The organism is Pseudomonas sp. Pseusp15, assembly GCF_059492165.1.
Map to the genome: position 1 here is coordinate 3,136,155 of NZ_CP168523.1, position 14,330 is coordinate 3,150,484.

A 14,330-nucleotide genomic window follows, 5' to 3' on the forward strand; every position below is an offset into this window, starting at 1 on the left:
ACCAACGATCGAAAAATAATTGGAAAAACTTACCGTAAAAGCCGAATCGCCTGTCGCCATCAATCGCTGATGGCCTCTATACTAGCTCCCCGTTTGTGCACCGCTCTAGTGCATTCGGCTGGAGCGCGACACGTCCCTCCACACTCCATTCAGAGCCGCCGCAATAATGAGCCTGTTCTCCGCTGTCGAAATGGCACCACGCGATCCAATCCTGGGCCTCAACGAAGCATTCAATGCCGATACCCGTACCACCAAGGTCAACCTGGGGGTCGGTGTTTACTGCGACGAGCAAGGGCGAATCCCTCTCCTGCGCGCCGTTGTCGAAGCCGAGACGATTCGCGCCGCTCAACACGTTTCCCGTGGCTACTTGCCGATCGACGGCATCGCCGCCTACGACCAGGCCGTGCAGAAACTGCTGTTCGGCAATGACTCGCCATTGATCGCTGCTGGCCGGGTCATCACCACCCAGGCCGTCGGCGGTACTGGCGCGCTGAAAATCGGTGCCGATTTCCTCAAGCAACTGCTGCCGAACGCCGTCGTGGCGATCAGCGACCCGAGCTGGGAAAACCACCGCGCACTGTTCGAAACCGCTGGTTTCCCAGTACAGAACTATCGCTACTATGACGCCGCCACCCACGACGTTAACCGCGCCGGCCTGCTGGAAGACCTGAACGCCCTGCCGTCCGGCTCCATCGTTGTGCTGCACGCTTGCTGCCACAACCCGACTGGCGTCGACTTGAGCCCGGCGGACTGGAAAAACGTGCTGGACGTGGTGAAAGCCAAAGGTCACATTCCATTCCTCGACATGGCCTACCAGGGCTTTGGCGACGGTATCGATGAAGACGCTGCCGCTGTGCGCCTGTTCGCCGAATCGAACCTGACCTTCTTCGTTTCCAGCTCGTTCTCCAAATCCTTCTCGCTGTACGGCGAGCGCGTTGGCGCCCTGTCGATCGTCAGCGAATCGAAAGAAGAAAGCGCGCGCGTGCTGTCGCAAGTCAAACGCGTGATCCGCACCAACTACTCCAACCCGCCGACCCACGGTGCAAGCATCGTCGCCGCTGTGCTGAACAGCCCGGTATTGCGTGCCCAGTGGGAAGAAGAACTGGCAGAAATGCGTCTGCGGATTCGCGGCATGCGCACCCAGATGGTCGACCTGCTGGCGAAAAACGCTCCACAGCGCGATTTCAGCTTCGTCGGTCGCCAGCGCGGCATGTTCTCCTACTCCGGCCTGACGGTTGAGCAAGTGACCCGTCTGCGCAACGAGTTCGGCATCTACGCCCTGGACACCGGCCGCATCTGCGTTGCCGCGCTGAACCAGAGCAACATCGACGCCGTGACCAAGGCCATCGTTCAGGTGATCTGAGTCGTCGCGTGACATGAAAACGGGAAGCCAAAACGGCTTCCCGTTTTTTATTGGCCTCAGATAAATCTCAAAGCAGCCGCTGCGCCCTTTAAACTCCCACAGGCTTTATGTACACCCGAGAATTCTTGCGAGAACCCACATGAAAAACGACGACCTACGCGCCGACCGCGATGAACTGGACCACTTCGTGCCCCGCTCCTCGGCCAAACGCGGTAATAACCTGGTGCTGCAAGTGGCCGCGGGCGTGTTCCTTGGCGGCCTGGCCTTGTGGCTGGTGCAACTGGCCGCCACGATGCTGTATGCCAAGCTGATGCTCGGCACTATCACTTTTGGCGGTTAGGCCAATTCGCTCGCACGCTGGCTGGCCGCGTCGTCATAGGCGACATAAAGCGACTCGGCCACCTGACTTTTGATCGCCTTGGTGCTTTCCAGGCCCAGGACAAAACCTTCGGCCTTGCCGCCTGCGCGGTTCAGTTCTTCAGCGGTGCTGGCCTGAGTGATTGCGTCGAACAGTTTCTCGGCGTGCGGGCCGACACCTTTGGGCAAGCTGATCTGAGCAATGCTCATGGGAACACCCCACTGTTTCGGGGTGTGAAGGCTGGGTGATTCATGGCGCGTACCTTTTCGGCTGAGGGCCGGCAGCGCGTGTCACCACTTCCGGGCAGCCATGGTAGACCTCTCCCGCGCTTCTGGTAACCGCCGATGGCCGATAAACCTCCCTCTGATCCGATGAAAACATCAAATTGCCAACAGAGGCTTGACTTCTCTTTTTGAATCAGTAACATACACGCCATTCCGCGATAGCTCAGTTGGTAGAGCAAGTGACTGTTAATCACTGGGTCCCTGGTTCGAGTCCAGGTCGTGGAGCCAGACAGCAAAACCGAAAAAGCCCCTGAATCGAAAGATTCAGGGGCTTTTTTGTGTTTGCCATAAAGTCAAAAGATCGCAGACCGCAATCTTTTGACTATCTATCTTTAGACATGCTCACTGCTTTTCGCATGCACCGCCCGCAAATCGGCGTGCCCATGGTCCATCTCCACCACCGGAATCTCATTCCCGTCGCAGTCGCGCAGTTTACCTTCGCTGAAGTAGTCCCCTTCCCGCAGCGCCGCCAGGTCTTGATAACGCAGGACTCGTTCAGTACCGGCGGCAAATACCGATTGCTGGTCCGAGTTGCCGGCCGTGAGGTGGTTGAAGGTCAGGTTCAGCACGATGGCCATGATCGCCGAGGAGCTGATGCCCGAGTGGAAGATCGTCGAGAACCAGCTGGGAAAGTGGTCGTAGAAGTTCGGGGCGGCGATAGGGATCATGCCGAAACCGATGGAAGTGGCGACGATGATCAGGTTGACGTTGTTGCGGTAGTCGACCTTGGACAGCGTCCGAATGCCGCTGGCGGCGACGGTACCGAACAGCACGATGCCGGCGCCACCAAGTACGGAGGTTGGCACGGCGGCGATGACCCGTCCCATGAACGGCAGCAACCCAAGCACCACCAAAAACACACCACCGGTGGCCACCACGAAACGGCTCTTGATCCCGGTGACCGCCACCAGCCCGACGTTCTGGGCGAAGGCGCTCTGAGTGAAGGAGCCGAAGATTGGCGCGATCATGCTCGACAGCATGTCTGCACGCAAACCGTTGCCCAGGCGTTTTGAGTCGACCTTGGTGCCGATGATTTCACCGACGGCGAGGATATCGGCCGAGGTTTCCACCAGGGTCACCATGATCACGATGCACATCGACAGGATCGCGGCGAAGTGGAAGGTCGGCATGCCGAAATGGAACGGCGCCGGAAAGCCGAACATCGGCCCTTGGGTAACGGACGAGAAATCCGCCATGCCGAGGAACACAGCGATGACCGTGCCGATGACCATCGCCAGGAGGATCGACAAACGGGAAATGGTCGCGCTGCCGATCTTGCTCAATAGCAACACCAGCACCAGCGTCATCGCCGCCAGACCGATGTTCGCCATGCTGCCGAAATCCGGCGCATGGCTGTTGCCACCCATGGCCCAGCGCGCGGCCACCGGCATCAGCGTCAAGCCGATAGTGGTGATCACAATGCCCGTCACCAGCGGTGGAAAGAACTTGGTAATCCTTGAGAACACCGGCGTGATCAGCAAACCGATCAACGACGCGGCAATCACCGCCCCGAGAATCGACTGAAAGCCACCCTCCCCGCCACTGCTGACTATCGCGACCATGGTCGCAACGCCGGAGAACGACACGCCCTGCACCAGCGGCAACTGACAACCGAAAAACGGCAAACCCAGGGTTTGCAGCAATGTCGCCAGCCCCCCTGCAAACAATGAAGCAGCAATCAACAAACCGATGTCTGCCGGCGAGAGCCCGGCCGCCTGGCCGATGATCAAAGGCACCGCGACGATACCGCCGTACATGGTCAGAACGTGTTGCAGGCCATAAGCCATATTCGCGCCGATCCCAAGGTTTTCGTCCTCGGGCCGTTGGTGTGAAACATGGGGCGTTTTCATGGTTGGGGGGGTCCCTGGTTTTTGTTATGCGCACACTGTATTCAATACTCAGGACAACTGTCTATAGAGTTGTATACAACTGCCCAGTCAGATTATGGACACTTGTCCACGCCACCCTTTGGCCATAGCGCCTCCAACCCCAAACGTCTTGAAATACATCCCTGCGCCCCTATCCCTCCTCACCGCTAATCTTTTGCTTTCCAAGCGACCGCCGGCACGGACGCCTCCTCGCTTATACATATAAAGTATGCATAATGAAGTCATTCGAGATTCAGTATCACAGGGCAAAGAACGCGGCCAACAAACTAAAACATCAAGGCATCAGCCTCGCAGAGACAGAACCGGTGTTTTATGACGAACGAGCCCTGACTTTTCAGGACAACCATCATGATGAGCAGCGGTGGATCATCATGGGGCTGGATGCCAAAGGTCGCTTGCTGGTCGTTGCGTACACCTATCGCGACCCGAATTTCGTGCGAATCATTTCCGCACGCGTCGCCACCAAAGGCGAGCGTCGCCACTATTTGGAGGCTTGAACGATGAAAGACGAATACGACTTCAGCAACGCCAAGCGTGGAGCAATTGCCACAAGCAAAGGCAAGACCCGAATCACCATCATGCTCGACGATGTCGTCATAGAGGCTGCACGCGCTCTGGCAGAAAACGAGGGGTATGGCTACCAGACAGTGATCAACAATACTTTGCGCCAGGTGTTGCTCAGCGATAAAGGCAAAGCGGCGAAGCCCGATGAGAACACCGCAGGTACAAACGTCGGGCATTTCAAAAAAGGCATAACCGCCTCGGAGCTGAAAAGCCTGGAGAAAAAATTGTCAGAGGCCCTCAGCGAAATCCATCACGTGATGGAGCTAGAAGTTCGTTCCTAGACACAAACCGCTTGAGTCGGCCAAATAAAAAAGGGCGGATTGATCAGATCCGCCCTTCGCGTGGTGCTCAGTTTGCCTGCGGCACCGGCTCGATCAACCGCTCCAGCACCGGCTCCAACGCCTCCTTCGCTGGCACCCGAATGTCGAACTCACGTTCCAGCAACCCGATCAACTCATCCACATCCGTCACCTGCCGCCGCTCGCTCTCGCTGCCCAAGCGGTGAATGGCAAAACTGCCATTGTTCAGCGTGCGTCGCCATCCCTCCCCCGTCCGCGCCACCATCAATTGTTTGACGAAGGGCGATTCAGGATGAGTCGAGACGTACCAGTTACCGAGGGTGTAATCGATGTCTTCCTGACGTTGCAGATCGAAGATGTACATCGCCCGCCATTCACCGCCGACGTTGGCACGCAGGGTGTAACCGTCTGCATGCTGTTCGATGCGATAGGGTTCGTGGGGAGTGAGCTGTTCGTCCTCGGTGTCGAGGATCAGCGGTGCGGTGGGCACCATGCCGCCGAAGCCGACGTCGGTGATGTAGCGCACGCCGTCAAGGATCACCAGGCTCAAGCGGTGAGTGCGTGCGGTCCATGCGCCTTCGGGCTGGTTCATGACCACGCGACCGGTGATGCCGCGCGCCTCGAAACCCAGCGTCTGCAGCAAGGCCAGGAACAGGTTGTTGAGTTCGTAGCAGTAACCGCCACGGCCGTCGTGCAGGACTTTCTGCTCGATGGACGGCAGGTCGATGAGTACCGGTTGCCCTAACAGCGTGGTGAGGTTTTCGAACGGAAAAGCACCGGTGTGGCGCAACTGCAATTGACGCAGGGTTTCCAGGGTCGGCGCCGGGGGCGCGTCGAAACCCAGGCGTTGCAGGTACAGCGCAAGATTTGTCAGTCGTGGTTCGCTCATCGCTCAATCCTTATGCATGGAGCCCGCGGATCGCTCCGCCGATGGCCGCCATGTATAAGGGAAAAAGTGCTCGGGCCGATAATTGATTTCGCCAATCGCCGCTCACGCCAAAACTATCGCCGTTTGCGTGAACCCAATCGAATCCACGTCGGCGCGTGATCGCTGGCATGAGACTCGTTGCGAACCCAGGCGTCGACGCCGGCCTCTCGCAGATAAGGACTCGCTGCCTGATTGAGCAGCAGATGATCGATGCGCAGTCCCGAGTTTTTCTGCCAGTGCTGCCGGAAGTAGTCCCAGAAGGTGTAGATCCGCTCCTCTGGATACAGATGGCGCAGGGAATCAGTCCAGCCCTGATCCAGCAGACGCTGATAACACGCACGACTCTCGGGTTGCAGCAGCGCGTCCTTGAGCCAGGAGCGTGGGTTGTAGATGTCCATATCGGTGGGCACCACGTTGTAGTCGCCGGCCAGCACCACCGGATGCTCGCTGCTCTGCAGGTCCTTGGCGTACGAGATCAGCCGCTCGAACCACGCCAGTTTGTAATCGAACTTCGGCCCCGGCTGCGGATTGCCGTTGGGCAAGTACAGACACCCCACCAGAACCCCGTGCACGGCCGCTTCGATGTAGCGGCTATGGGTGTCACTGTCATCGCCCGGCAGACCACGCCGACGTTCCAGCGGTTGCGCATCGCGCGCCAGAATCGCCACCCCGTTCCACGCCGCCTGGCCCTGCCAGATAGCGCCATAACCGGCCGCCTCCAGCTCGGCGGCAGGGAATGCCCCGTCCACCGATTTGAGTTCCTGCAGGCAGGCGATGTCTGGCTGCTCCCGCGCCAGCCACGCCAGTAGATTGGGCAGGCGTGCACGCATGCCGTTGACGTTGAAGGTGGCGATTTTCAGGTTGTTCATGGTCCGACGCTCGCAACGGATGGGCGGTATCCCATTGTGACCGGGGGCCGCCCCGGCAGTTGCCGTGGCGGATGTAACAGGCGACTAAAGGTGCGCGCTCTGCAGAGGGAAATCTTCCTGCGAGACCTTGAGCAACGGCAGCAGTGCATACCTGTCCACCGGACGACTGAGGTAAAAACCCTGCACTTCATGACACTGATCCGAGATCAGGAAGTCCAGTTGCTCCAGCGTCTCGACACCTTCGGCAGTCACCGTCAGGCCCATTGCCTTGCCCAGGTTGATGATCGCCTGTACCACGGCGCGATCATTGCTGCCGCTGCTCATGGACGAAATAAAGCGTTTGTCGATCTTGATCCCGTCGAACGGATACGTGCGCAAGTAACCCAGCGAGGAATAACCGGTGCCGAAGTCGTCCATGTTCAGGCGCACGCCCAACTCCTTGAGCGCATTCATGGTCGCCAAGGCGCCATCGACGTCGATGAGCATCACGTTTTCAGTGATCTCCAGCTCCAGCCGACTGGCGGGCAAGCGGGTCTGGATCAACGCTTCGCGCACGTCCTCAATCACATCGCTACGGGCGAATTGAACCGGTGACAGGTTGACCGACACCATCATCGCACCGGGCCAGGTCAGAGCGGTCTCGCACGCCTCGCGTAGCACCCAGCGGCCCAATGGCACGATCAGATCGGTTTGCTCGGCCAGCGGGATAAACGCGTCGGGACTCAACAAGCCTTGCACTGGATGCTGCCAGCGCAGCAGCGCTTCGACCGAGACGATGCGCTTGCCATCGACGTGATAACGCGGCTGGTAATGCATCACGAATTCGTTGTTCTTGATCGCCCGACGCAGGTCGGTTTCCAGTTGCCGGCGATGCTGGATCTGATCGTTCATGTGCGCGGCAAAATAGCACCAGGTCTTCTTGCCATCGGATTTGGCCTGATACAACGCGATATCGGCACACCGAATCAGCTCCTGTGGAATATGCCCCTGGCGCCGACTCAAGGCGATACCGATGCTCGCGCCGATGTGCAGCGAGTGATGGTCGTAGTGAATCGGCTGATGCAGGCTGTCGAGCAAGCGCTCGCAAAACCGGTCGATTTCCGCGTGGCTGTCCATGCCATGGAGCACCAGCACGAACTCGTCGCCACCCAGTCGGGCGACCAGGTCAATTTCTCGTGTGCACTCGCGCAAACGGGTGGCGACTTCCAGCAATACTGCATCGCCGGCCGGGTGGCCGAGGGAATCGTTGATCGGCTTGAAGTTATCCAGGTCGATCATCAACAACGTCAGCGCCGTCGACTGCTCTTTCAGTGCCAGCGCCTCATCGAGAAAACGCGCCAGTTTGTTGCGGTTCGGCAGGCCGGTCAGGGCATCGTGCAACGACAGATGCTGGATCTGCGCATGGGCGGCGACTTCGTCGGTGATGTCGCTGGCCGTTCCGCGATAGCCCAGCACTGCGCCCTTGCGCTGGATCGGCCGTGCCGACACCCGACAGACCCGCTGTTGCCCCGATTGATCGCGGTAGGAACAGCGCAAATGGCTGACGGCTTGCTCTTCATCGAGTTTGTTCAGCCACAGCGACAACGGCGTCGTATCGCAATTGAGCAATTGCCCGATGTTCTGTCCCAGCCACTGCTGATCGGAGAACCCGGTGACGGTGCTGAAGCGTCCCGACAGATAAGTGATGCAATGCTGGTCATCGATTTCCCAGATCCAGTCGGACGCGGCCTCGGCTACCGCACGAAAACGCTCTTCACTGGCCTCCAGTGCCTGGTTCGACAAATCGAGGCTGGTGTAACTGGCATCCACATGCCCGGACGTGCGCAGGACATAGCGAAAGAAATAAGCGGTCAACAACGCCAGAACCAGCAGCGCCCCGCCCAGTGGCGGCAGCAGTGACCAGAGCAATTGATGACCCGGCCGCTGGAGCCGGGAGACCAGACTGTAACCGGTGCCAGCGAGGGCAATAGCGGGCTGACCGGGAGCGATGACGTTGTCGGGCGTCAGGCTCAAGTCGTGCAAACCGTAATCGACGCTCAAGGCGCTGAGCTTTTCAGGGTTCAGCTGGTCAACGTATATAAGCACCGAAGTGCTTTTGGGATCGACCGCCGGGCGTTCGTCATTGGGCACAATCGCGGCGGCCGACAGCAGCGCGGGTTTGCCCTCGAACAAGGTGTAGTGGCTGACGGGTTTGATGAGGTTCTCCTGACCCTGAACCTCGTCAATGAGCGTCGCCATCGAGGTCAACAGATAGGCCGCCGCCTCGTCCTGCACCTGAAGCCCACGCACCACGGCGTATTTTGTTCGCTGGGGATCGACCACGAAAACACCCTCGTAGTGGTCCATGGTGAACAGGGTCTTACCCAGGTTCTGCTCGACGTAGGCCCATTGCACATCGACCTCGCCGTTCAGGTGATCATAGGCCGACGTCCAGTTGGCATAACTGGCAATGTAGTTTTTCGTGGCGGTAATGCGGTTTTCCAGCGCGCGCTGGGTATAAAACGTGGTCTTGGCCAGGTCCTCGGCATCGAGCCGCCCGGCAATACTGAACAGGGCGATCAGCGCGATCAGCACCCCAACCACAAACAACAGACCGACCACCAACATCAGGTTGCGGGTAATCGGGGTATGGCGCGCAGGTGCAGCGGTGGTAACGGCAGACAAATCCATGCACTTGATCCTGTCAATCGATTGCTCGATCGGAATGAGACCGGTGGGCCGGTCGGTCAGGTGTGACAGCCAGGCTCTCTGCACTGACCATAGCAGGCATGCCCGATCATCGCTCCTGGATAACGCAAGTCATTGCCGCACTTGAAGAACCGGTCACAAGAACCATTGCCCATCGATGGCCGCAAGCGTCATCGATCCGAGCGCATCAGCGCCTCGACGCCCCCTTCCATCGACAACACCGCCGAGCGATTTCGCCCTGAATGCTTGGCCTGGTACAGCGCCGCATCCGCACGTTTGATCAACACTTCGGTGCTGTCGTGCGCCGTCGGCACAAACGAATAACAGCCAAGACTGACCGTCAGATAGCCCGTGGGCGAACCGCTGTGGGTGATGTTTTTGTCCATGACGCTGCGGCGGATTTGCTCGGCGATCGTCAGTGCTCCATGAATGTCGGTGTCCGGCAGCAACACCGCGAACTCTTCACCGCCGTAGCGCACCGCCAGATCGGCTTTGCGGTGGCAGCAACTCTTCAGGGCCCGCGCCACTTCAGCCAGGCAATGGTCCCCGGCCACATGACCGTAAGTGTCGTTGTAGCGCTTGAAGTAATCGATATCGAGCATGATCAGGCCCAGCGAACTCGACCGCCGGGCACCGCGCCCGAACTCTTTCTCCAGCGCCCGTTCGAACAAGCGGCGGTTGGCCAACCCGGTCAGGCTGTCGTGGGTGGCGATCAGTTCCAGGGTTTTCTGCGCCTCGCGCAAATCCGCCTCGATGCGCTCGCCCGCGCGAACCTGATGAATGAACACCCAACCGAACAACCCCACGCCGAGGACAACCAGAGCGACGATCACACCGGATTGAATCGCCGTGTCGTACCAGTCCTTGAGGACGGCGTCTCTGGAGGATGCCGCCGCGACCACCACCGGATAGGCATCGAGCTGACGGTAGCCATACAGCCGAGGGATGCCATCCACCACTGAGTCGATCATGGCGTTGCCGGACGTGGCGTTAGGCAAGAGTTTCTGAAAAATCTCGCCCTTAGCCAATGACGTACCGATCTGCGATTCCACAAACGGCCGCCGCGCCAGCAGTGTTCCATCGGTCAATGCCAAAAACATCGCGCCGTTGTCGTCGAGGCTGAAGCTTTTGAAGAACTGATCGAAGTACGACATCTTGATCCCGGCCAGCAACACACCCTGGAAATGACCGCTCTGATCGTTTATCCGCCTGGAAACCGGAATGATCCACTCGCCATTTTCCCGACTACGAATGGCCGGGCCGATGTGCGCCAGGGTTGAGATGTTTTGCTGGTGAAACCTGAAATACTCGCGATCCGCCACACCAGCCCCGCGGGGTAGATCCTCGAACGACGTCACGGCCCATTGCCCCTGCCTGTCGAACAGAAATATCCCGTGCAACTGATGCAGCGCCTGCACCCGCCGGGCGAAGGTTTTCTGCAGGCGTGGCGTCTGGGCAGCGTCGAAACCTTCAGCCTGAATCCAGTCCACCAGACTGGTCAGTACCAGATCGGCCTTCATGAACGTGTCTTCGGCCTGCTGCGCCATGGCCCGGGTCAGGTTCGACGACGACACCTCGGCCAACGCCAGGTCATGCCGACGCGACTGCTCCAGTTGCAGGTAAAGCAGCCCACAGAGACAAAGGCATACCGCCGCAATGAACAGCACCGCAGCCTTGAGCAAAGGCAGTCGCTTCAAGGCACCGCCGGACGCGTGCTGCGGATCGTGAATGGGGATAGGCAAAAGTGAGTCCTGGAAAAGGGTAAGACATGGGCAACGGCCCAAAGCCCCTATTTTTTTGAGCGTAGTCTACGGGGTTGTGCGGGATAAACAGAGGATTGAGGGATAAATGGTTGTGTTTTAATTCCATGACGCAAGGCAAAACCACATGACCTTGAAGAAGCTACGATTAACTGACATCACGACAGGAAATCGAAATGAGTAAGGTAGACGAGCTCGCCGCGAAGCTTAAACAATCCCGGCAAACCAGTGCCGACGCGACCATCGCCGATCAAGCCATCGACAGCTGGCCCGCCCAGGTCTACGAGCTGTATCACCAGATCGAAGCCTGGCTGCAACCACTGATCGAGGTGGGCCTGAAGCTGCGACGCAATTCCACCCATGTATTCGAGAGTGCGCCGGACGGCGCGACTTACGATTACGCCATCGACCAACTGCTGATCGAAGGCAACCACCACGGCATCACCTTCGATCCCGTCGCGCGCCTCACCGTCGACGGTGCCGGGCGGATCGAAATCCACTCGACAGGCAAGGAGCTCGCCTTGTTACGAACCGTGAACGAACACGGCGAGACGCAGTGGTGGCTCCAGGCGAGCGAACAATCCGGACAACAACCGGATGCGATCGCGCTGACGGAACACAATTTGCTGCTGGCCGTGCAGGAAGGCTTGGGGCTTTAAGGCCTACAACTTGCTCTGCTCCGCTGCCACCGAGGGAGGCGCCGTTCGCCTCCCGTCCAGCGCCGGCCGCTCCGAAGGCAGATTCAACGCCCGCAATACCGGGGTGTCATAGCCATACACATCGGGCTTGAATGTCACGCGCCCATCAAGACTCAGGTCCACCGTCCAGTAGGCCAACAGCACCGGCACTTTCACCGGGAGCCTGATGTTCTCTGTCTTGCCGTTGGCTAACTGTCTTTGAATCCCTTCGCTGTTCCAGTGAACCGGATCGTTGAACAACAGCTCCACCAATTGCAGCGGGTTTTCTACCCGAATACAGCCGGAGCTGGTCGCGCGATTGGATTTCGCGAACAAATCTCGATGCGGCGTGTCGTGCAGATAAATCGAATACTCATTGGGAAAACGAATCACTACCTGCCCCAGCGAGTTATCCGACCCCGCATCCTGCCGCAAGGTGAGACCGCGCGGGTTGTCCCAATCGACAGTGGACGGATCAAGCACATTGCCATCTCGATCGATCACGCGAATCCGGCTTGCCTCAAGGTAACCAGGATTGTCGCGAATCTTCGGAAGCATGTCCTTGAGCAGAATCGTCGGTGGTACGGTCCAGGTGGGGTTGAACGTGACGTAGGTGATCGCGGATTGAAAAATCGGCGTGCTGCGAAACGGTTTACCGACCTGCACCCGTGAGCGCCAGATCGGTTTGCCATCGCGATAGAACGCGACTTTATACCCGGCGATATCGACCACGACGAAGGTGCCCTGAAGCTTGTACAGCAGCCATCGCGCCCGCTCCATGTTCACCCGCACCTGATCGATTCGCGCCTCGACTGGTACATTCAGCTCCGTGAGTGTCGCCGGCCCCGCTACGCCGTCCGCCCCAAGGTATTGCTCCGTCTGAAACTTCTTCACCGCCGCGGTGACGGCGTCGTCGTAGTCGGTGCGAGCAGTTCCTTGCGCGGCGAGATAACCGCCCGCCGCCAAACGCGTACGCAGTAGAGCAACCGAGGCGTCGTCCATGCCGGGCCTGAGCGTCTGCCCTTCCGGGATCTTTGGCCAGCCACCCCGATCACGAACCTTGCGCAGTTGCGCCAGGCCATGGCGCAACGTGCCGTAAACCGCTTCTTGGGGCGGCGCCTGGGCAAAGGCGCGCGCAATGTCATGGCTATCGAGGGCGGCAAAAAACTTATTGACGTCCTCCCGAGGATCGACGCCAGCGGGGTCGAAGTTCCAGTGGATGTCCAACCGCGAAGGGTCGACCTTGCCGCGCCGCAACTGCAGCAGCGCCGTGATGAACGTCCGGGTGGCGGAGATATCAAAGGCTGCCCGTTGCCCGGGGGTTGGGGAGGTTGTCTGCATCAGCGTGTGGGCCTCGGCCAACTCGGCGATCCGGAAATCCGCGGGGTTCAGGCCATCGGCCTGGGTATCACCCAAGCTTTTCAACAACTGGGCGACATCGTCATCGTCCGTCCAGGCGGCGCGATAGCCACGATGGCTATAAAAATCCAGCACGACTCGGTTCACATCGACCCGTTGATGACGCGGCGAGGTGAGCAGCGGCGGAAACGCCGAACTCAATGGCGCCAACTCCGCCTGAATCGCTTGGCCGACATAATCACCGGGAGCCGCTTCAGCCACAGTGCTAACGGGAGATGCCGGCTCAATCGGCGAAGTTTGCGCGATCGCAGTGCCGCTTATCAGAAAGCCCATAAAAAATATGCGGCTTATGACGAATAACCTTGTTAACTGCCCCATGGATAATCCTTAATCTTCCGTTTTCAACCGGCTAGCGTCGTGCGCGCTGCTAGACTCGAAATATTCAGATGAGACTTGCATATGGCCCCACACCGCTTTGGCTGCTTAATGACGGCCCTGCTGCTGACTGCTTTTTTTTCATTACCGGCAGCCTACGCCGATTCGCTTGAAGCTGCCTTGGTCAAAGCGGCCCCCGATGCCAACGCCAAAGTCATTGCCCTGGCCGTTCGCGCCTCCCAATGCAGCCGGGCCCAAGGCACGTCCCCGGTGCAGAGACTCGCAGTGATCGATTATTCCCTGCCCTCGACGGTGCAACGTCTTTGGGTATTCGACCTTAAACAACGCAAATTGTTGTTCCATGAACTGGTCGCCCACGGTCGCAACAGTGGCGAGAACATGGCCAGCCAATTCTCCAATCAGAATGCCAGCTACGCCACCAGCCTGGGCTTGTACCGCACCCAATCCAGCTATGTCGGGCAGAACGGTTATTCCCTGCGCATGGAAGGCCTGGAACCGGGTTTTAACGACAACGCCTTCGAACGGGCGATCGTCATTCACGGCGCGCCTTACGTCAGCCCTGCCCTGGCGCGGGCCAATGGCCGGATTGGCAGAAGTCTCGGCTGCCCTGCAGTGAGGCCTGCGATTGCACATCGGCTGATCGACTCGATGAAGGATGGGCAGTTGTTATTTTCTTACTACCCGGATCAGCGTTGGTTGAAGTCTTCTTCGTATATCAATTGCGGTAACGCCACCGTGGCGGATTCGTCCAGGTCCAATAGCAGTCCTTGAACACCGCGTGAAACTGTCAAAACTGTAATCTTGGCCTCAGCCTGCTGAAAGGCACCGCCCGTTAGCCTCCTCCCCATTGAGTTCTCTTCCTTCCGCTCAGGATGGACCTGAGGGCTTCATCAGGC

The 14,330-nt window shown here is 58.8% G+C and carries 13 protein-coding genes and 1 tRNA gene; 7 read left to right on the forward strand and 7 right to left on the reverse strand.

Translation table 11 applies throughout. The features are described 5' to 3' along the window. Window positions 1-166: 166 nt before the first annotated feature. Complete coding sequence (locus ACEN8R_RS14115; protein ID WP_018928108.1) at window positions 167-1,363, forward strand: amino acid aminotransferase; 1,197 nt, start codon at window positions 167-169, stop codon at window positions 1,361-1,363. Window positions 1,364-1,502: 139 nt separating this feature from the next. Further along, window positions 1,503-1,703, forward strand: a complete 201-nt coding sequence (locus ACEN8R_RS14120; protein ID WP_007935214.1) for a hypothetical protein — start codon at window positions 1,503-1,505, stop codon at window positions 1,701-1,703. Here ACEN8R_RS14120 and ACEN8R_RS14125 read toward each other — a convergent pair. Further along, entirely contained in the window at window positions 1,700-1,930 is a 231-nt protein-coding gene (locus ACEN8R_RS14125) for a hypothetical protein (protein WP_018928109.1), read from the reverse strand. The genes ACEN8R_RS14120 and ACEN8R_RS14125 overlap by 4 nt on opposite strands. 227 nt (window positions 1,931-2,157) lie before the next feature. On the opposite strand from ACEN8R_RS14125, the gene ACEN8R_RS14130 reads away from it, so the two are divergent. Then, window positions 2,158-2,233: transfer RNA gene (locus tag ACEN8R_RS14130), tRNA-Asn, on the forward strand. Window positions 2,234-2,337: 104 nt separating this feature from the next. Here the strand turns inward: ACEN8R_RS14130 and ACEN8R_RS14135 are convergent. Next, window positions 2,338-3,855 (reverse strand): nucleobase:cation symporter-2 family protein, encoded by a 1,518-nt coding sequence (locus ACEN8R_RS14135; RefSeq protein ID WP_026286581.1) that lies wholly within the window; start codon window positions 3,853-3,855, stop codon window positions 2,338-2,340. Between the two features lie 254 nt (window positions 3,856-4,109). Between ACEN8R_RS14135 and ACEN8R_RS14140 the strand changes: the two genes are divergently transcribed. After that, complete coding sequence (locus ACEN8R_RS14140; RefSeq protein ID WP_111453785.1) at window positions 4,110-4,391, forward strand: BrnT family toxin; 282 nt, start codon at window positions 4,110-4,112, stop codon at window positions 4,389-4,391. A 3-nt stretch (window positions 4,392-4,394) separates the two neighbouring features. Continuing rightward, a complete protein-coding gene (locus tag ACEN8R_RS14145) occupies window positions 4,395-4,739 on the forward strand; it encodes a BrnA antitoxin family protein (RefSeq protein WP_064616981.1) in 345 nt (114 codons plus the stop codon). Between the two features lie 67 nt (window positions 4,740-4,806). Here the strand turns inward: ACEN8R_RS14145 and ACEN8R_RS14150 are convergent, their stop codons facing one another. The 4 genes from ACEN8R_RS14150 to ACEN8R_RS14165 form a co-directional block, all read right to left on the reverse strand. Further along, a complete protein-coding gene (locus ACEN8R_RS14150; protein WP_018928113.1) occupies window positions 4,807-5,646 on the reverse strand; it encodes an arylamine N-acetyltransferase family protein in 840 nt (279 codons plus the stop codon). A gap of 113 nt (window positions 5,647-5,759) precedes the next feature. Continuing rightward, entirely contained in the window at window positions 5,760-6,554 is a 795-nt protein-coding gene (gene xth / locus ACEN8R_RS14155; protein WP_138867195.1) for an exodeoxyribonuclease III, read from the reverse strand. Window positions 6,555-6,638: 84 nt separating this feature from the next. Continuing rightward, window positions 6,639-9,224, reverse strand: coding sequence for a bifunctional diguanylate cyclase/phosphodiesterase (locus tag ACEN8R_RS14160; RefSeq protein ID WP_495624988.1), 2,586 nt, complete (start codon window positions 9,222-9,224; stop codon window positions 6,639-6,641). A gap of 188 nt (window positions 9,225-9,412) precedes the next feature. Next, entirely contained in the window at window positions 9,413-10,984 is a 1,572-nt protein-coding gene (locus ACEN8R_RS14165; RefSeq protein ID WP_495624989.1) for a sensor domain-containing diguanylate cyclase, read from the reverse strand. Window positions 10,985-11,178: 194 nt separating this feature from the next. On the opposite strand from ACEN8R_RS14165, the gene ACEN8R_RS14170 reads away from it, so the two are divergent. Next, window positions 11,179-11,661, forward strand: coding sequence for a hypothetical protein (locus ACEN8R_RS14170; RefSeq protein ID WP_064616977.1), 483 nt, complete (start codon window positions 11,179-11,181; stop codon window positions 11,659-11,661). A gap of 3 nt (window positions 11,662-11,664) precedes the next feature. Here ACEN8R_RS14170 and ACEN8R_RS14175 read toward each other — a convergent pair whose 3' ends face one another. After that, window positions 11,665-13,416, reverse strand: a complete 1,752-nt coding sequence (locus ACEN8R_RS14175) for a L,D-transpeptidase family protein (protein ID WP_495624990.1) — start codon at window positions 13,414-13,416, stop codon at window positions 11,665-11,667. 81 nt (window positions 13,417-13,497) lie between these two features. On the opposite strand from ACEN8R_RS14175, the gene ACEN8R_RS14180 reads away from it, so the two are divergent. Further along, the gene (locus tag ACEN8R_RS14180) at window positions 13,498-14,205 is read left to right on the forward strand and encodes a murein L,D-transpeptidase catalytic domain family protein (RefSeq protein WP_018928119.1); all 708 of its coding nucleotides are present in this window, start codon (window positions 13,498-13,500) and stop codon (window positions 14,203-14,205) included. Window positions 14,206-14,330 lie beyond the last annotated feature (125 nt).

Bases quoted from the DNA above. Each gene is read 5' to 3' on its own strand.
- ACEN8R_RS14135 (WP_026286581.1), bottom strand. From the start codon at position 3,855: ATGAAAACGCCCCATGTTTCACACCAACGGCCCGAGGACGAAAACCTT.
- xth (WP_138867195.1), bottom strand. From the start codon at position 6,554: ATGAACAACCTGAAAATCGCCACCTTCAACGTCAACGGCATGCGTGCA.
- ACEN8R_RS14115 (WP_018928108.1), top strand. From the start codon at position 167: ATGAGCCTGTTCTCCGCTGTCGAAATGGCACCACGCGATCCAATCCTG.
- ACEN8R_RS14145 (WP_064616981.1), top strand. From the start codon at position 4,395: ATGAAAGACGAATACGACTTCAGCAACGCCAAGCGTGGAGCAATTGCC.
- ACEN8R_RS14150 (WP_018928113.1), bottom strand. From the start codon at position 5,646: ATGAGCGAACCACGACTGACAAATCTTGCGCTGTACCTGCAACGCCTG.
- ACEN8R_RS14125 (WP_018928109.1), bottom strand. From the start codon at position 1,930: ATGAGCATTGCTCAGATCAGCTTGCCCAAAGGTGTCGGCCCGCACGCC.
- ACEN8R_RS14140 (WP_111453785.1), top strand. From the start codon at position 4,110: ATGAAGTCATTCGAGATTCAGTATCACAGGGCAAAGAACGCGGCCAAC.
- ACEN8R_RS14180 (WP_018928119.1), top strand. From the start codon at position 13,498: ATGGCCCCACACCGCTTTGGCTGCTTAATGACGGCCCTGCTGCTGACT.
- ACEN8R_RS14175 (WP_495624990.1), bottom strand. From the start codon at position 13,416: ATGGGGCAGTTAACAAGGTTATTCGTCATAAGCCGCATATTTTTTATG.
- ACEN8R_RS14160 (WP_495624988.1), bottom strand. From the start codon at position 9,224: ATGGATTTGTCTGCCGTTACCACCGCTGCACCTGCGCGCCATACCCCG.
- ACEN8R_RS14120 (WP_007935214.1), top strand. From the start codon at position 1,503: ATGAAAAACGACGACCTACGCGCCGACCGCGATGAACTGGACCACTTC.
- ACEN8R_RS14170 (WP_064616977.1), top strand. From the start codon at position 11,179: ATGAGTAAGGTAGACGAGCTCGCCGCGAAGCTTAAACAATCCCGGCAA.